Consider the following 15,625-nt stretch of genomic DNA (forward strand, 5'->3'; position numbering starts at 1 on the left):
AAATTTCGGCAATAGAATTGCTGCAGTGCAAAAGCGCTCTCACGCGCTTGTGAAGATGTGTGCGACCCTGAAAGAACACCAAGGAAGAGCGGAACCGTGAAATGCGAGGGAGAAGTCGGGCCAATTGCGCCGACGTCATCCTCGGGCCTGTCCCGAGGATCTGCCACCGTATCGATTTTATTCGACGTGGTTAGATCCTCGGCACAAGACCGAGGATGACATTGAGGGAATGCTCACCCTTCATCACCGACTTCAAGAGACTGCAGCCTGTCCGGAAATTTAAACCGGACAGCAGTAAGACAAGCGCAGGGATGTCGTCGAGACCATGCAAACCGTCGCGGAAGACAAGAACTCCCCTCGCCTTTCCTTAGAACAGGCGCTTCAGCGAGGAGGCTTCCGGCTGCGGGCCGCCCTTCGTCGTGTCGTTATTGTCGGCGGCTCTGTTGCGCAATGCCGCATAATAGGCGTTCTTCTGCTCGTACATATTCATGTCGGCCCGGCGCACCAGCGATTCCATCGTCTCGCCGGCCTCGCTGGTCGCCACACCCAGCGAGAGGCTTAGCGGCGCGCTGGAATAGAACTGGTTGTTGATCTTCAGCAGTTCGTAGACGGTTTCCACCATGGCGGCGGCGACCTGCTTGTCGGCGCCGGGGAGAAGGATGGCGAATTCGTCACCGCCGATGCGCGCGGCATGGTTCGGCGCAGTCACCACACCGTTCAGCACCTCGCCCACCCGCCGCAGCAACGCGTCGCCGGCATCGTGGCCGAGCTTGTCATTGGCATCCTTCAGGCCGTTGAGATCGATGACGATGGCGGAAACCGGCCTGAGCGCGCTGCGCTCCAGCCGGTTCAGCTCGTCCGAATAGAAAGCGCGGTTGTGCAGCTTGGTCAGCACATCGTGCTTGCCGAGATACTCGAGGTAGGCTTCCGCCTTCTTGCGCGCGGTAATATCCGTCAGCGCCACCTGCACCAGCGACCAGTCGTGCTCATGGCCCGGAAAAACGGAAAAATGCAGGAGAACGTGCCGCTCCGAGCCGTCAAGCGCATAATTCACCACCTCGCGATGGTGGGTGAGATTGCCGTTCCAAAGCTCCATCAGCTGTTCCCGGAACGGCTTTTCCATCTCACCACGGAAAATATCGCCTAGCCGCTGCAACAGGACCTGCCGGTCCGGCGCGCAGAACAGGTCAAGCGTCGCGCGGTTGACGTCGATGACGCGGATTTCGCTCATGCATTGCCGCACGAATTCGGGATGCACATCCATGAACACGCGGAAATCGACGATGCCGCGGTCCCTGACCTCCTCGATCAATCGCCGCACCCGGCTGAAATCTTCCACCCACAGGGAAACGGGTGAGTGTTTGAACATACCTTCGGCATAACGACGGTTGAGAAGCTCCTTGCGGCGGGCTTCCTCCCGCTCCGTCACATCCTCGGTGGTCAAAAGCAGCCGCCCGAGTGTTTCTTCGTGGCCGGGAATGACCGCGCCGCGCAGCTGAATATCCAGTCGCTTGCCGCCGATTGAATAATTCACCGCGTTGCTGGTGAACTCCGTCTTGCCCGCCCAGAGTTCGGAAAGCTCGTTCACATGGCTTTCCAGCATGTCGTCACGAAAAATCCGGTGCAGATTGTCAACGAGATGCGCCTGATCACGGGCCTCGAACAGCTCCAGCGTCCTGGGGTTGACCTTAATCACACGGATTTTCTGCGAACAAGCCGCTACCCTTGATAAATCTTCGAGAAGAAACGCCCTGATATCCTCCACGCCCTGAGACCGCCAGATATCGAACTGGCTTTTCACCTCGCTGAAATCTTCTATCCACATCGCCACGGGCGCAAGATTGAAGATGCTGGTATCGGTCGTCTCACTCATGCGGGCATTCTTCTTGAGGTAAATGCGGATGAAGGCCGAAAGGGTGCGGGGCAGCAATGGCCGCCCGCATCTCCGGATTTATTAGGGATATTCGATTTAACGCAAGCATTTATCGCGCAAACCGTCAGATTGGGCGATAATTCCTGAGCTTTGTGACTATGATGCCCGTTACCAGAGCTTCACGTGGCGGTTCACATCCTTGTAGAGCAGGTAACGGAACCGGCCCGGTCCACCCGCATAACAGGCCTGCGGGCAATAGGCGCGCAGCCACATGAAGTCCCCAGCCTCAACTTCTACCCAGTCCTCGTTCAGCCGGTAGACGGCCTTGCCTTCCAGGACATAAAGACCATGTTCCATCACATGGGTTTCCATGAAGGGAATGGTCGCGCCCGGCTCGAAGGTAACGATGTTGAGATGCATATCATAGCGCACATCTTCCGGATCGATGAAACGGGTCGTTGCCCATTTGCCTTCCGTGTCAGGCATGGCCGAGAGGGCGATCGCGTCTTCATGCGAAAAGATCGCCGGCGGAAGCTCCAGCCCGTCAACCGCCTGAAACGCCTTGCGGACCCAATGGAACTTGACCGGCGCCTTGCCCGAATTGCGAAGCCGCCAGCGGGAACCGGCAGGCAGGAAGGCGAATGAACCCTCCCGCAGCGCGTGCTGCACGCCCTCGAATTCCACGGTCATTTCGCCGTCAACGACGAAGATCGCGGCTTCAGCCCGCGCGTCCGGTTCCGGCCGCTCACTGCCGCCGCCCGGCTGCACCTCGACGATATATTGCGCGAAGGTTTCGGAAAAACCCGTCATCGGCCGGGCGATGATCCACGCGCGAGTGCCGGTCCAGTGCGGCAGAACGCTTGTTACGATATCGGACATGACGGTTTTGGGAATGACCGCATAGGCGGTCTTGAACACCGCCTTGCTCGACAGAAGTTCCGTCTGTCCCGGCAGACCACCCATATCCGAATAATATCTTTTCATTTCAGCCATTCCATTCAGCAACGCATTCGGCGCGGATTCTTAAGGCCGCGCCGGCGTTTAATCAAATAGTTATTGGCAAACAGAGATCGGTCCGAAGGACATCACACCTTCTTCCGCATTGTCGCGTAGACGATATTGTGGTTCTCACCGAAAAACACCTCCGCCTCGATGCTCGCAGGATCGGCGCTGGCATTGACGATTCGCCACATATCCGCCTTGGAGCGCAACAGCAGCGCCCAGTTCATGAAGGTTTCCATGTAACCGTCGACGACGATGTCTTCCGAGAAATTGGCGAAGAGGAACATGCCGCCGGGTTTCAGCATCTCCATGCAGCGCCGCGTGAGTTTGATCGCCACGCGGTCGTTCAGATAATCGTAAAGACCGGCCGCATAGATCAGGTCGAAAGTGCCGAGTTCCTGCGTGCGCAGCACGATATCACGCACGGAACCATCGATCGCCTCAATGCAGCTGCCGTTGAAATCACGGGCGACGGAACCGACGCTCAAGGGATCCTGATCGAGCGCCACCCAGCGCTTGATCCGGCCCTCTTTCAGCGCCACGGAGGCATCCGCCTCGCGCAGATGGCCGGAAGCGATGGTGAGGATTTCCGTCTCATCGCCATGCCGGGCTGCGGCCTCGTCAACGAACCGCGTCAGCAAATCGCGCCGCTCGCGCACGGCGACCGAGGAACTGGCGTCCTTCGTGTAGTCGTAAAGGGCCGCACCGAGCGGCGTGGCCTTTTTCACCAGTTCCGCAACGCTGTCGTGGCCATAAATGAAATCCAGCAACTGCGCGTCGCCCGAATAGCCACGCGGCTTTTCGAAGGACCAACGCGTGAACGGGTCTTCCAGAAAACGGTGCGAAACGGGGTGATTCTGTACCAGCGGTATCAGTTCAGCCCACACGCTGGAGTGGAGCTTATCACGCAGGAGATGAAGTGCACCTGCTATTCTATGTATTATCTCACGTGCTGAAACACGATTGTCGAATTGCTGTTGTGCCAATTCGAGAATGAGCGCCACCTCTGCTTTCGCAACTGCGAACTGCTCATCGAATGTTTCCGTTCTGCGCGCAAAAATCTCCTTTGCGACAGTATCCGGGGTGATCAGACTTGCCCCGTCAAGATTTTTTTTCTTTACCCGCACCACTTCAGCCTCCAGTATTAACACATTGTTAACTATACGTTTCTGGGAGGCGGATGGCCACTCGCTTTCGATTTTTGAGCGGTGTAGGGATGCATTAGTAAATTAGCGTATTTTTTTGGTCACACTCGTGAGGACGGGAGAAAGCAGATACGCGATTTAGTAAAACTTAATGTTGCGAACGTATAATGCGTTCTTCCTTTCCATATTCTCCGCACGCATCGGCAGAGATCGACGGGAACCCGCAACGGGTGCGGAAGCACACGGAAAAGTGGAATAAGCAGTTACTTAATAAAGTATACGCAACACTATGGGAAAGTGCATGAAGCACACATTGGGAGAGGTGAGTGGACAGCAAGACTATCGGCGGCCGGACTCCCGGTTTTCTGATGAACTTCTTGCCCTTTACCAGCAGGAAGGTGAACGCAGCCGCCGTGGTTCGATCCGCCGGGGCCTGTGGACCGCTGTTTTAATCTATCTGCTATTTGCCGCAACCGACATCATTCTCATACCCGACGTCGCGCCCTATACCATTCTTGCACGCTTCGCCGTCGTCCTTTCATCCCTGTTGACGCTGGAAATCCAGCTGCGCAAGGGTGCAAGTACTGCCGCGCTCGATCTCACCTGCGCCACGGCTCTCGTCATGGGATATATCGGTTGGCTGCTCCCTTCGCTGTTGACCGACAATACTGAAAACATGTCCTATTACATGGTTTTCGGGGCGATATTCATGATGGGCGCCAATCTGTTTTTCACCTTCCGCTTCCATCTGTCACTGGTGTCTTCAGGAATTATTCTCGTCTCCTATTTTGTGGCGGCTATGCAGTTTCCCGAAGATGGCTTCTACAAGATCGCCTTCGGCACCTTCTACATTTCCTGCTTCGTCTTCACCTCTTACGTGAACTGGAACCTGAACCGGGAACGCTACCATGTGTTCGTCAACGCACTGGAGGCGAAGGCCCAGCAAAAGGCGGCGGACGAGCGTGGCCAGGCGCTGTTGCGGCTTTCCAATACCGATTCCCTGACGGGCCTGCAGAACCGCCGCGCCATCGACCACCATCTGCGCCTTCTGTGGGAAAATTGGATCAGGAAGGAAGAAGGCTTTGCCGTTTTCCTCATCGACGTCGACTTCTTCAAGAAATACAACGACCGTTACGGCCATCAGGAAGGGGACAAATGCCTGGTGACTGTGGGCAACGCCCTGCAGGATGCGATCACCGAACACGGCGCTTCCATCGGCCGCTATGGCGGCGAAGAATTCATCGTGCTGGCGCCGTTCAAGACCAGGCAGCAGGTGGGTGAGCTTGCCGAGACGATCCGCCACACAGTTGAAAGTCTGTCGCTCCCGCATGACCAGCGCCGCGATGGCACCTTCATTGTCACCGTCAGCATAGGTGCGTCGTTCACCCGTCCCAATCCGGACGGCAAATTGGAAAAGATCATCAATGAAGCCGACCGCGCGCTCTATATCGCCAAGGGCAATGGCCGCAACTGCATGAAGCTGTTCGATCCGAACGATCCGCAGACCAGCGACGAGACCGAGAATATTGCCGCCCTGCTGAAAATCGCCGTCGCGGAAAATCTCGTTTCCCTCGTCTATCAGCCTATTCTCAACGTTTCGACCAACGAGACCGCAGGGGTAGAGGCGCTGATGCGGCTCCGCCTGCTGGATGGCACTCCCGTCGCGCCTGGCGTCTTCATCCCGATTGCCGAACGTACCGGCACGATCATGGAACTTGGCCTGTGGACCATCAAGACGGTTTGCAAACAAATACTGGCCGATGACAAGGTGGCCGTCGTCAGCGTCAACGTCTCGCCGATGCAATTGAAGAATCCCGGATTCGCAACCTCGGTGGCCGCCATTCTCGTGGAGGCCGGCATTGCCGGCAACAGGCTCGCCTTCGAAATCACCGAAGGCGTCGACATGGAAATGCACTCAGACGTGCTACGGTGTCTGAACGACCTGAAAACGCTTGGTATAAATATCTGGCTTGATGATTTCGGGACCGGTTTTGCCGGGCTCTCCTGGCTGCGCATGACGGATTTCGATACCGTCAAGATCGACCGCTCCTTCCTGCACGACAGCAAGGCCCCGCGCGGACGCGCGATGCTGCAGGACATGATCCGCCTCATCCGCAATCGCGGCCACAAGATCCTGATCGAAGGCGTGGAGACCGAGGAACAGCTGAGGCTCGTGCGGCAGATGGAGATCGACTACGCGCAGGGTTATTATATTGGGCGTCCGGTCGGGGCCGAGAGGCTGAGCGCGGCGGCGGCGCCCTATCCGCGCCCCAACATGCTGCTGCGCCCCGCCTGATCCAGCGATGTCAGCGCAGATTGCCCTCATGTACTGGCCGCTTTAATGATAGGCGGGCAGGCTGAGCAAGAATTTTTCCGCAAGTTCTGAAAAGGCCGCCCGTGTGACGGGATCGACAGGGGCGCCTTCCCTCTCCCGCCTTGCCGCCACCGCCCACTCCCGATCACCCGGCGCCATGACCTTGCAGTCTTCCCGCACAGGGGATCCACGCAGAACCTCGAGATAACGTTTCATGCCCTCGTCGAACACGTCGCGCTCCAGGAAGGCCTCCGGCTTCAGTGCCAGAACAAAGGCTCCGAGCCCGCGCGGCGTTGAAAAATCCGGCCCGCCCATGGGAGCGAGATCGAAACTGAGCTTCATGCCGGAGAGAACAGCGCTGAAAATCTCGACCATTCCCGCAAGCGCCGCGCCCTTGAACCCGAACTCACCGCCTACAGGGGCAAGCATCTCGGCGGCATTGGGATCGCGCGTATCGACGCCATCGCCATCCGAAGCGACGCCTTGCGGCAATTGCTGGCCAAGGCTGCGGTAAAGCAGAACGCGGTTATAGGGCACGGCACTCGTCGCCATATCCAGCAGCCAGGGCATGCCGTCCGCTGCCGGCACACCGATGGCAATGGGGTTGGTGCCGTGGAAACGCATGGCGCCATCATGCAGGCGCACGAAACTGTCGGAATTGCAAAAGGTGAGGCCGATATAACCCTGTCGCGCCGCTTCCAGCGCATAAGCGCCGGCGGGGCCGAAATGCGATGAGTTACGGATCGCCACCGCGCCAATGCCGAATTTTTCCGCGAGCGCCATGGCGCTGTCCATCGCCGCATAGGTGGCACGGGCGCCATGGGCATGGTCGGCGTCGATCGTCTCCACCGCACCGAAGCCCGAAACGCGGCGGATCTGCGGCCGCCGATTGAGACGTCCACCTTCGAGCGCGGTAATATAATGGGCGAGCAGGCGGACGCCGTGGCTGTCCACACCGAGCCTTGTGCCGTGCATCATGGCGCGCGTCGCCGAATCGGCCGTTTCGTCATCGGTGCCGGCGGCCAGGAAAACGGCGCGGCAAAACCGCTCCAGCTCATCCAGCCTCGCCAGGACGTTGGCTTTTTCAGTGCTGTGCGCCATAGGGAATCCTCCCAATTCCAGAATCCATGCCGCACAAGCTATTCACGGGGCGCGTTTTTGCAATCGAATATCGCGCGCCCGAAGGCTCAATCAGTCTTCCGCTCCCGTGGCATCGTAAGAAGAGCGTTCGCCGGCGATGATCGCGCGTTTGCCGACATGATTGGCAGGCCCGACAATGCCTTCCTGTTCCATGCGCTCGACCAGCGAAGCGGCGCGATTATAGCCCACGGACAGGCGGCGCTGGATATAGGATGTGGAGCACTTCTTGTCGCGCATCACCACCTTGACAGCCTTCTCGTAGAGATCGTCGCTATCGTCCTCACCCATGGCGGTCTTGTCGAAAACAGCGGCTTCCTCTTCGACCTCCTCATCGGCCTCATCAGCATCTTCGGTGACGGTGCCGAGATATTCCGGACGTCCTTGGGTCTTCAGATGCGCGACAACCTTCTCCACTTCCTCATCGGAGACGAAGGGGCCGTGGACACGGGCGATGCGGCCGCCGCCCATCATGTGCAGCATGTCGCCCTGGCCGAGCAGGTGTTCCGCGCCCTGTTCGCCAAGGATGGTGCGGCTGTCGATCTTCGAGGTTACCTGGAAGGAGATGCGGGTCGGGAAGTTGGCCTTGATCGTGCCTGTAATGACATCGACCGACGGGCGCTGCGTTGCCATGATGAGATGAATGCCCGCGGCGCGCGCCATCTGCGCCAGGCGCTGGATCGCCCCTTCGATTTCCTTGCCCGCGACCATCATCAGGTCAGCCATTTCATCGACGATGACGACGATGTAAGGCATGGCCGTGAGGTCCATTTCCTCCTGCTCGTAGACCGCCTCGCCGGTGGCGCGATCAAACCCGGTCTGCACGTTGCAGAACACCGTCTCGCCCTTGGCGCGGGCAGCAGCGGCCCTTGCATTGTACCCGTCGATATTGCGCACGCCGAGACGCGACATCTTGCGATAACGGTCTTCCATCTCACGCACGGCCCATTTCAGGGCCATCACCGCCTTTTTCGGATCGGTGACCACAGGCGTCAGAAGATGCGGAATGCCGTCATAAACCGAAAGCTCGAGCATCTTGGGATCGACCATGATCAGGCGGCACTCTTCCGGCTTCAGGCGATAGAGCAGTGAAAGGATCATGGTGTTGATGGCGACCGACTTGCCCGAACCGGTGGTGCCCGCGACCAGAAGGTGCGGCATCTTCGCCAGTTCGGCGATAACAGGTTCGCCGCCGATGGTCTTGCCGAGGCAAAGTGCGAGCTTCTGGCGGGTCTCGGCGTAGTCGGTCGCTTCGATCAATTCGCGCAGATAAACCGTCTCACGCACCGGGTTCGGCAATTCGATGCCGATGACATTGCGGCCGGGTACGACGGCGACACGCGCGGAAAGCGCCGACATGGAGCGGGCGATATCGTCCGAGAGGCCGATGACGCGCGAGGACTTGACGCCGGGCGCGGGCTCGAATTCGTACAGCGTGACGACCGGGCCTGGACGAACATCGATGATCTCGCCCTTGATGCCGAAATCCTCCAGCACGCTTTCGAGAAGACCGGCGCTCTGCTCCAGCGCTTCCGGCGTCATGGTCGTGGTCTGCTGGACACGGGCTTCCTGCAGAAGATCGATGGAGGGATATTCATATTCGCCTTCGGCAAAGACAGGCGCGTCGCGGAACATCGGCTGCGAGGCCTGGATGGGTGCGCGCGGCGTAAAGCGCGGCTCTGCCGTAATTCTCTCAACCGGCTGAACCTGCTCCACAGGTTTCGGCGCTTCGACAACCATTGGCGTTTCCGCAACGGCCGGCGGCGCGACTTCCTGTTCAACGACCGGAAGGGCCGCAGGAACGACGGACTGGCGCACGCCGATCTCGCGGTAAAGCCGGATTGCGGAACCACCCGGCACGGTGATGACCGGAGGCACGGACGAAAGTACGGTCGCCGCGGCCGCCGGCGATGCAAGGGCGACCGGCGCGACAACAGCAGGTGCCGTGACCGAATTTGCAAGAACGGCGCGCGCGGACGCGGAGACGCCCTCGCCGGCAGCGCCCGGCAGATCAAGCGTCATCACTTCCCAGAACAGCTCATCCGGCAGATGGGCGGCGAAAGCCGGAATGGCAGCCTGCGGCGCGGTGGTCTGAACTGCATCGATGGCGGGTTCGACGGATGGCGGCTGAACCGGCGAGAATATCTGCTGCGCGGGCGCTTCTGAAGCTAGGGAAACCTCCGCCTGAACCGGCGCCCGGGCAGCGGCAGCCGCCTCTTCCGCCTGCTTGCGGGCAAGCTCCAGCCGCAATTTGTAGGTCAACGCCCTCGCACCCCGGGCCTCCGGCGGCTGCGGCAGGAACGGCATGCGCGGCGGCGGCATGCGCGGCTCCGCCGGCTTTATGACCGGTTGAGAGACAGGAGCAACCTCCTGCTGCACAGCCTGTTGCTGCTCCACCACTTCCGGCTCCGGTGCTTCAGCCGGAGCGACAGCAGGGACTTCCTCCTCCGGAATATTGGGGGTCTCGACCGGCATGCGCCGCGCAAACGCGCTTTCCGGCGTGCGGGTGAAACGGACATTCGGGCCGAGCACGAAAGCATTCTGCCAGCCGGGCATCTCGGCGCGGCCTTCGATGGCGTCGGCTGCGCTGACATCGGCATTCGGCTTGGGTGCCGCGCCGGCCTTCATCGCCGCCGTCTGCTGACCGGCAACCGACTGGCCGCCGGCATGACGAGCCTTCTCGCTCCCCTCCCCTACGCTATTGGACGAATTCTGGAATCTGGATCGGGAGAAGCTCATGGCAGCGTGCACACTCATCATAAACGTACATATTTCGGTCTCCCTGAAATAAAAAATAAAGGTTAATTACCCCTTTCCAAACGGGGTCGATGAGGTAGATTTTCGTTCCGTCAACAGGCGGCACGGGGCACATGCCACCGAGAGCATGGCATATCAACCACTTAATTTTATTAGGTTATATCAAATTTTCAGAGCATTACCGAGGGCAAGATGACACGGTGAGAAAAGCGTATTGCCGCCGGAAAGCATATTGTTTCCGCAACGGTGCGCGCAACGTAAAATCATTGCTGTAAAGCCCGCGAATTAACGTGGACACTGCCGAGGTTGCAGCCTTAAGATCGGCCTGCCGCGGCCCAAGCGGAAAGGCCCGTCCAGCCCTCATTTCCGGAGTGAATCATGTCGCCTGTCCATCTGTCCCGTCGCTCGCTTCTCAAGACCTCGCTTCTTCTTGCCGCAACCACGGGGCTGGCAGGCATTGCCGCTGCGCAGCAGGCGGCGCCCGGCGGAAGGTTGATCGTTGCGGCCGATTCGGAGCCGAAGAACCTCAATCCGGCGATCGTCGCCTCAAACGGCGTGTTTTATATTGCCAGCAAGATCATCGAGCCGCTGGCCGAGGCCTCCTTCAACGGCAAGGACGGCCTGGAACCGCGCCTCGCAACCGAATGGGCGGGATCGGATGACGGGTTAAGCGCCACCTTCAAGCTGCGTGAGGGCGTGACCTGGCATGATGGCAAACCCTTTACCTCCGCGGACGTTGCCTTTTCGGCGCTCTACGTCTGGAAACCATTGCAAAACCTCGGACGGCTGGTCTTTGCCAATCTCGATAAGGTCGACACGCCGGATGAACACACGGCAATCTTCCGCTTCTCCAAGCCAACGCCGTTCCAGCTCATCCGCAACGCGCTGCCGGTCGTTACCAGCGTCGTGCCGAAACATCTTTATGAAGGCACCGATATCGCCACCAACCCGGCCAATACCAAACCGGTCGGCACCGGGCCTTTCGTCTTTGCCGAATACAAACCCGGCGAATATTATCGCCTGACCCGCAATCCCAATTACTGGGGCAAGGACGAACCGCAGCTCGAAGAGATCATCTATCGCGTCTTGCCCGACCGCGCAGGCGCTGCCTCGGCGCTGGAAGCGGAAGAAATACAGCTGGCCGCCTTCTCCGCCGTGCCGCTGGCCGATCTCGACCGCATCTCGAAGGTGCCTGGGATCAAGGTTATCGCCGATGGTTACGAGGCGCTGACCTATCAGCTGGTGGTGGAAATTAATCACCGCCGCAAGGAACTGGCCGACCTCAAGGTCCGGAAGGCCATCGCCCACGCCATCGACAAAAAATTCGTCATCGACAAGATCTTCCTCGGTTACGCCACGGCATCCACCGGCCCGATACCGAAGAACGCCCCTGAATTCTACACCGACGATGTCGAGACCTATGATTTCGATGTGGCCAAGGCCAACGCCCTGCTGGACGAGGCGGGTTATGCACGCGGCCCGAACGGAACACGTTTCTCGCTGAAACTTCTGCCGGCGCCTTACTTCAATGAAACCAGGCAGTTCGGCTCCTATCTTCGTCAGGCGTTGCAGGAAATCGGCATCGATGCCGAATTGGTCAACAATGATTCAGCCGCTCACCAGAAGGCCGTTTACACCGATCATGCCTTCGATCTCGCCATCGCGCCGCCGGTCTTCCGCGGCGACCCGGCAATTTCCACCACCATTCTCGTGCGTTCCGGCATTCCGACCGGCGTCGGCTTCTCCAACCAGGGCGGTTACGAGAACAAGACTCTGGACGAACTGATCGACAATGCGGCGATAACGGTCGATACGGCGGTACGCACGGCGCTTTACAAGGATTTCCAGAAGCAGGTCGCCGCCGATCTGCCGCTGATCAACGTTGCCGAATGGGGCTTCATTACCGTGGCGCGCGATACGGTCAAACATGTCGCCAGCAATCCCCGCTGGGCCGTCTCCAACTGGGCGGATACGACGGTCGACGGCTGAGGACGCGCCGTGAAGCGTGCAACAACATTGCTGAAGCGTAGGGCAGTCAGCGCCATTCCGGTGCTGCTGATTGTCCTCGTCTTCACCTTCGTACTGCTTGAACACGCATCCGGAGACGCGGTAGACGCCTATCTCGTCTCCATCGGCGGCGGTGATGCCGGGCTCAGGGATGTATTGCGCGAGCAATATGGCCTGAACGGTTCGGTGCTGGCCCGTTTCTGGCTCTATGCCAGCTCGGTGCTGCGGCTCGATCTCGGCTGGTCGCTTGCCTTCGACCGCCCTGTGCTGGGGTTGATCCTCGAGCGACTGCCGAACACGCTTCTCCTTATGGGCAGCGCTACCACACTCGCCTTCATCCTCGGCACCGGGCTTGGCATCGTTGCGGGGGCGCGTCCTGGCGGGCTGGCGGACCGCGTGCTTTCAACGTTTTCGCTGGCGCTTTACGCCACGCCCGGCTTCTGGCTTGGCCTCGTGCTCGCAATCGTCTTTGCCGTTCAACTCAAATGGCTGCCCACGTCCGGCATCGAAACCATCGCCTCGGGCAAACAGGGATTTGCAAGGGCGCTCGATATTGCCCGCCATCTCGTGTTGCCGGTCGCCAGCCTCGGCCTCATTTATCTCGCGCTTTTCCTGCGCGTCATGCGCACCGCCATGGCGGCGGTCTGGCCGCTGGATTTCGTGCTGTTCGCCAGGTCAAAAGGGCTTTCCAAACGGCGGATCGTGCTGCGCCATGTCGCGCGCAATGCCGCTCTTCCGCTCGTCACCGTGCTTGGCCTGCAGGCCGCAACCATGCTGGGCGGCAGCGTCGTAGTTGAAAGCGTCTTTGCCATTCCCGGCTTTGGCCGGCTGGCGCAGGAGGCGGTCAGCGGTCGCGACACGCCGCTTTTGATGGGCATTATTCTAACAAGCGCCGTCTTCGTCATCCTCGTCAATCTCGCCGTCGACATTCTCTATGCCGTTCTCGATCCGCGCATCGGCAGCGGGGAGCGACAGGCATGAGTTTCGCTCTCCGGCTGCTGCGCAGTTTCGAAGGCGCCACAGGCGCCATCATTCTGGCGCTGCTTGCCGTGACGGCGCTCGCCGCGCCCGTCGTTTTTCCCGGTGACCCGCTGGCCATCGCCGGTGAGCCGCTGATCGCGCCCTTTACGGATGCCGCTTTGCCTCTCGGCACCGACCGGCTCGGCCGAGATGTGCTGGCCAAACTTGCCCACGGCGCGCAGTCCTCTTTGCTCGTTGGCATTGGCGCCGCCGCCGCGGCGCTGGTGATCGGCGCCGTCATCGGCACCATTGCCGGTTTTGCAGGTGGCCTCGTGGATGAAGCACTGATGCGCGTCACCGACGCCTTCCAGATCGTGCCGAATTTCTTGCTCGCGCTCGCCTTCGTCAGCACCATCGGCCCTTCCATGCCCATTGTCATTCTCGCCATTGCGCTCGGCGCATGGGCGGATCCGGCGCGGCTGATGCGGGCGCAGGTCTTGAGCATACGCGAGCGCGATTATGTTCAATCCGCCCGCGCCATCGGCATGCATCCGTTAGAAATCGCCTTCCGGCAGATTTTACCGAACGCCCTGCCGCCGGTTCTGGCGCTGGCCGCCATCATCGTCGCGGCAGCCATTCTCACCGAAGCGGCGCTGTCCTTCCTCGGACTTGGCGATCCCAATATCGTCACCTGGGGTTCTATGATTGCCGAAGGACGTAACGTCCTGCGCTCGGCCGCGTTTTTATCTGTCATCCCCGGCATCGGCCTTCTGGTCACCGTTCTCGGCGTTTATCTTTTCGCAGAAGGCGTCAACAGGGCGATGGCGACGAGGAGGCAAGAGCCATGAGCGGAAATGCGCTATGCCGGATCGACGATCTCAGCGTTTTTTATGCGGCAGGCGATGCACCGGCACTGCAGACTGTTTCGCTGACGATCCGGCAGGGGCAGAGGCTGGCGATCATCGGCGAAAGCGGTTCGGGAAAATCCACGCTCGGCAGAGCCATTGCCGGTCTTCTTCCCGGCAATGCGCGGGTTTCCGGCGATATTTCCTGGAGCCGCGATAGCGGCCTGTTTCACGGCAGGCCGCAGCCCGGACGCGATATCGGTACGATCTTTCAAGATACCGGCGCGACGCTGAACCCGGTTCTCACCATCGGCGAACAGGTGGCGGAAGGCGCCGTTCGGCATCTCGATCTGTCGTGGAGGAAGGCGCGCGATCTTGCCCGCGACCTTCTGGACCGGGTGCGGCTGCCGCATCCTTCCCACCTGCTTGCCGCCTATCCGCACCAGCTTTCCGGCGGCCAGAGACAGCGCGTGGCAATTGCCGCCGCCATTGCCGCCAATCCTTCGATCCTGATCGCCGACGAAGCCACGAGCGCGCTCGATACTGTCAGCCAGGCCGCCATCGCCATGCTGCTGGACGATCTGGTGCGGCGGGAAAACAAAACGCTGGTGTTCATCACCCATGATATCGGCCTTGCCTCCAGCCTTGCCGACGAGATCGCGGTTCTGCGCGCGGGGCTGCTGGTGGAACACGGCCCGACGCGGCGGGTGCTTTCCACGCCTGCCCATGACTATACGCGCGCGCTGCTTGCCGATTATCTCGATCTCTCCACTCCGCCGTTCATCAGCGAGGCCGCGTCATGAACGAAGCCCTTCTGCGGGTCGACGGATTGTCGAAAACCTATCGCACCGGCGCAAGAACAGTGGCGGCGCTTGCCGACATCTCTTTTTCGCTTCAGCCCGGCGAGACCCTGGGACTTGCCGGTCCCTCCGGCTGCGGGAAATCGACGCTGGCGCGCATTCTGATGCGGTTGATCCCGCCCGACGGAGGCACGATCCATTTCAAAGGCCGTGACTGGCTGGCGCTTGACGGAGGCAAGCTTCGCGCCGCCCGCCGGCATATGCAGATGGTGTTTCAGGACACGCATGGCGCCTTCAATCCGCGCGCCAGCGTCGAGGATGCCATCGGTGAACCGCTGCGCATCCATTGCATGGTGAAAAGACGCGACCGCGCGGCGGAAATACACCGTCTTCTCGAGCGCGTGGGCCTGCCCGCCAGCTATGCCGGCCGCTCGGTCTTCGAGCTTTCCGGCGGCCAAAGACAGCGTGTCGCGATTGCACGGGCTATTGCGCTCGAACCGTCGCTTCTCATTCTGGACGAGGCCGTCTCCGCGCTCGATGTTTCGGTTCGCCGGCAAATCCTCGAACTGCTGGTGGAAATACAGCGGGAGACGGCCGTTTCCTGTATTTTCGTCTCCCATGATCTCGCGGTTATCCGCGCCGTCTGCCACCGCGTCGCCATCATGGAAGCGGGACAGATCGTTGAAATCGGCAGGACGGGAAATATCGTTTCGGCGCCGCAATCCTCGACCGCCAGAACCCTGATCGACGCCGCACCGCGCCTGACCATTGCCACGTAAGGAAAA

The 15,625-nt window shown here is 60.1% G+C and carries 11 protein-coding genes; 6 read left to right on the forward strand and 5 right to left on the reverse strand.

The window, feature by feature from the left end:
• Positions 1-367: 367 nt before the first annotated feature.
• From ACQZ48_RS00630 to ACQZ48_RS00640, 3 genes are all read right to left on the reverse strand, one after another.
• Entirely contained in the window at positions 368-1,873 is a 1,506-nt protein-coding gene (locus ACQZ48_RS00630; protein ID WP_448728350.1) for a diguanylate cyclase domain-containing protein, read from the reverse strand.
• Positions 1,874-2,041: 168 nt separating this feature from the next.
• Positions 2,042-2,866 carry a bifunctional allantoicase/(S)-ureidoglycine aminohydrolase gene (locus ACQZ48_RS00635; RefSeq protein WP_149147599.1) on the reverse strand — a complete coding sequence of 275 codons (825 nt, stop codon included), beginning with the start codon at positions 2,864-2,866 and terminating at the stop codon, positions 2,042-2,044.
• Between the two features lie 92 nt (positions 2,867-2,958).
• Positions 2,959-4,005 (reverse strand): class I SAM-dependent methyltransferase, encoded by a 1,047-nt coding sequence (locus tag ACQZ48_RS00640; protein ID WP_162520321.1) that lies wholly within the window; start codon positions 4,003-4,005, stop codon positions 2,959-2,961.
• A gap of 316 nt (positions 4,006-4,321) precedes the next feature.
• Here ACQZ48_RS00640 and ACQZ48_RS00645 point away from each other — a divergent pair, with 316 nt between their 5' ends.
• The gene (locus ACQZ48_RS00645) at positions 4,322-6,316 is read left to right on the forward strand and encodes a putative bifunctional diguanylate cyclase/phosphodiesterase (protein WP_448728351.1); all 1,995 of its coding nucleotides are present in this window, start codon (positions 4,322-4,324) and stop codon (positions 6,314-6,316) included.
• Between the two features lie 42 nt (positions 6,317-6,358).
• Here ACQZ48_RS00645 and ACQZ48_RS00650 read toward each other — a convergent pair whose 3' ends face one another.
• A complete protein-coding gene (locus ACQZ48_RS00650; RefSeq protein ID WP_448728352.1) occupies positions 6,359-7,435 on the reverse strand; it encodes an Ldh family oxidoreductase in 1,077 nt (358 codons plus the stop codon).
• A gap of 90 nt (positions 7,436-7,525) precedes the next feature.
• Positions 7,526-10,231, reverse strand: coding sequence for a DNA translocase FtsK (locus ACQZ48_RS00655; protein WP_448728353.1), 2,706 nt, complete (start codon positions 10,229-10,231; stop codon positions 7,526-7,528).
• A 375-nt stretch (positions 10,232-10,606) separates the two neighbouring features.
• Between ACQZ48_RS00655 and ACQZ48_RS00660 the strand changes: the two genes are divergently transcribed.
• The 5 genes from ACQZ48_RS00660 to ACQZ48_RS00680 are packed head-to-tail and all read left to right on the forward strand — an operon-like array spanning position 10,607 to position 15,619.
• Positions 10,607-12,217 (forward strand): ABC transporter substrate-binding protein, encoded by a 1,611-nt coding sequence (locus ACQZ48_RS00660; protein WP_448728354.1) that lies wholly within the window; start codon positions 10,607-10,609, stop codon positions 12,215-12,217.
• A gap of 9 nt (positions 12,218-12,226) precedes the next feature.
• A complete protein-coding gene (locus ACQZ48_RS00665) occupies positions 12,227-13,216 on the forward strand; it encodes an ABC transporter permease (RefSeq protein WP_448728355.1) in 990 nt (329 codons plus the stop codon).
• On the forward strand, positions 13,213-14,043 hold the full coding sequence (locus ACQZ48_RS00670) for an ABC transporter permease (protein WP_448728356.1): 831 nt from the start codon (positions 13,213-13,215) through the stop codon (positions 14,041-14,043). Before ACQZ48_RS00665 ends, ACQZ48_RS00670 begins: the two co-directional genes overlap by 4 nt.
• Positions 14,040-14,843, forward strand: a complete 804-nt coding sequence (locus ACQZ48_RS00675; protein WP_137411694.1) for an ABC transporter ATP-binding protein — start codon at positions 14,040-14,042, stop codon at positions 14,841-14,843. The genes ACQZ48_RS00670 and ACQZ48_RS00675 overlap by 4 nt, the downstream gene beginning before the upstream one ends.
• A complete protein-coding gene (locus tag ACQZ48_RS00680; protein ID WP_448728357.1) occupies positions 14,840-15,619 on the forward strand; it encodes an ABC transporter ATP-binding protein in 780 nt (259 codons plus the stop codon). The genes ACQZ48_RS00675 and ACQZ48_RS00680 overlap by 4 nt, the downstream gene beginning before the upstream one ends.
• Positions 15,620-15,625 lie beyond the last annotated feature (6 nt).

It is taken from the genome of Agrobacterium sp. 22-209-1 (assembly GCF_053522485.1).

Excerpts from the sequence above, each read along its gene's own strand:
- ACQZ48_RS00660 (WP_448728354.1), top strand. The coding sequence starts at position 10,607 with ATGTCGCCTGTCCATCTGTCCCGTCGCTCGCTTCTCAAGACCTCGCTT.
- ACQZ48_RS00655 (WP_448728353.1), bottom strand. The coding sequence starts at position 10,231 with ATGATGAGTGTGCACGCTGCCATGAGCTTCTCCCGATCCAGATTCCAG.
- ACQZ48_RS00670 (WP_448728356.1), top strand. The coding sequence starts at position 13,213 with ATGAGTTTCGCTCTCCGGCTGCTGCGCAGTTTCGAAGGCGCCACAGGC.
- ACQZ48_RS00635 (WP_149147599.1), bottom strand. The coding sequence starts at position 2,866 with ATGGCTGAAATGAAAAGATATTATTCGGATATGGGTGGTCTGCCGGGA.
- ACQZ48_RS00675 (WP_137411694.1), top strand. The coding sequence starts at position 14,040 with ATGAGCGGAAATGCGCTATGCCGGATCGACGATCTCAGCGTTTTTTAT.
- ACQZ48_RS00680 (WP_448728357.1), top strand. The coding sequence starts at position 14,840 with ATGAACGAAGCCCTTCTGCGGGTCGACGGATTGTCGAAAACCTATCGC.
- ACQZ48_RS00650 (WP_448728352.1), bottom strand. The coding sequence starts at position 7,435 with ATGGCGCACAGCACTGAAAAAGCCAACGTCCTGGCGAGGCTGGATGAG.
- ACQZ48_RS00645 (WP_448728351.1), top strand. The coding sequence starts at position 4,322 with ATGAAGCACACATTGGGAGAGGTGAGTGGACAGCAAGACTATCGGCGG.
- ACQZ48_RS00630 (WP_448728350.1), bottom strand. The coding sequence starts at position 1,873 with ATGAGTGAGACGACCGATACCAGCATCTTCAATCTTGCGCCCGTGGCG.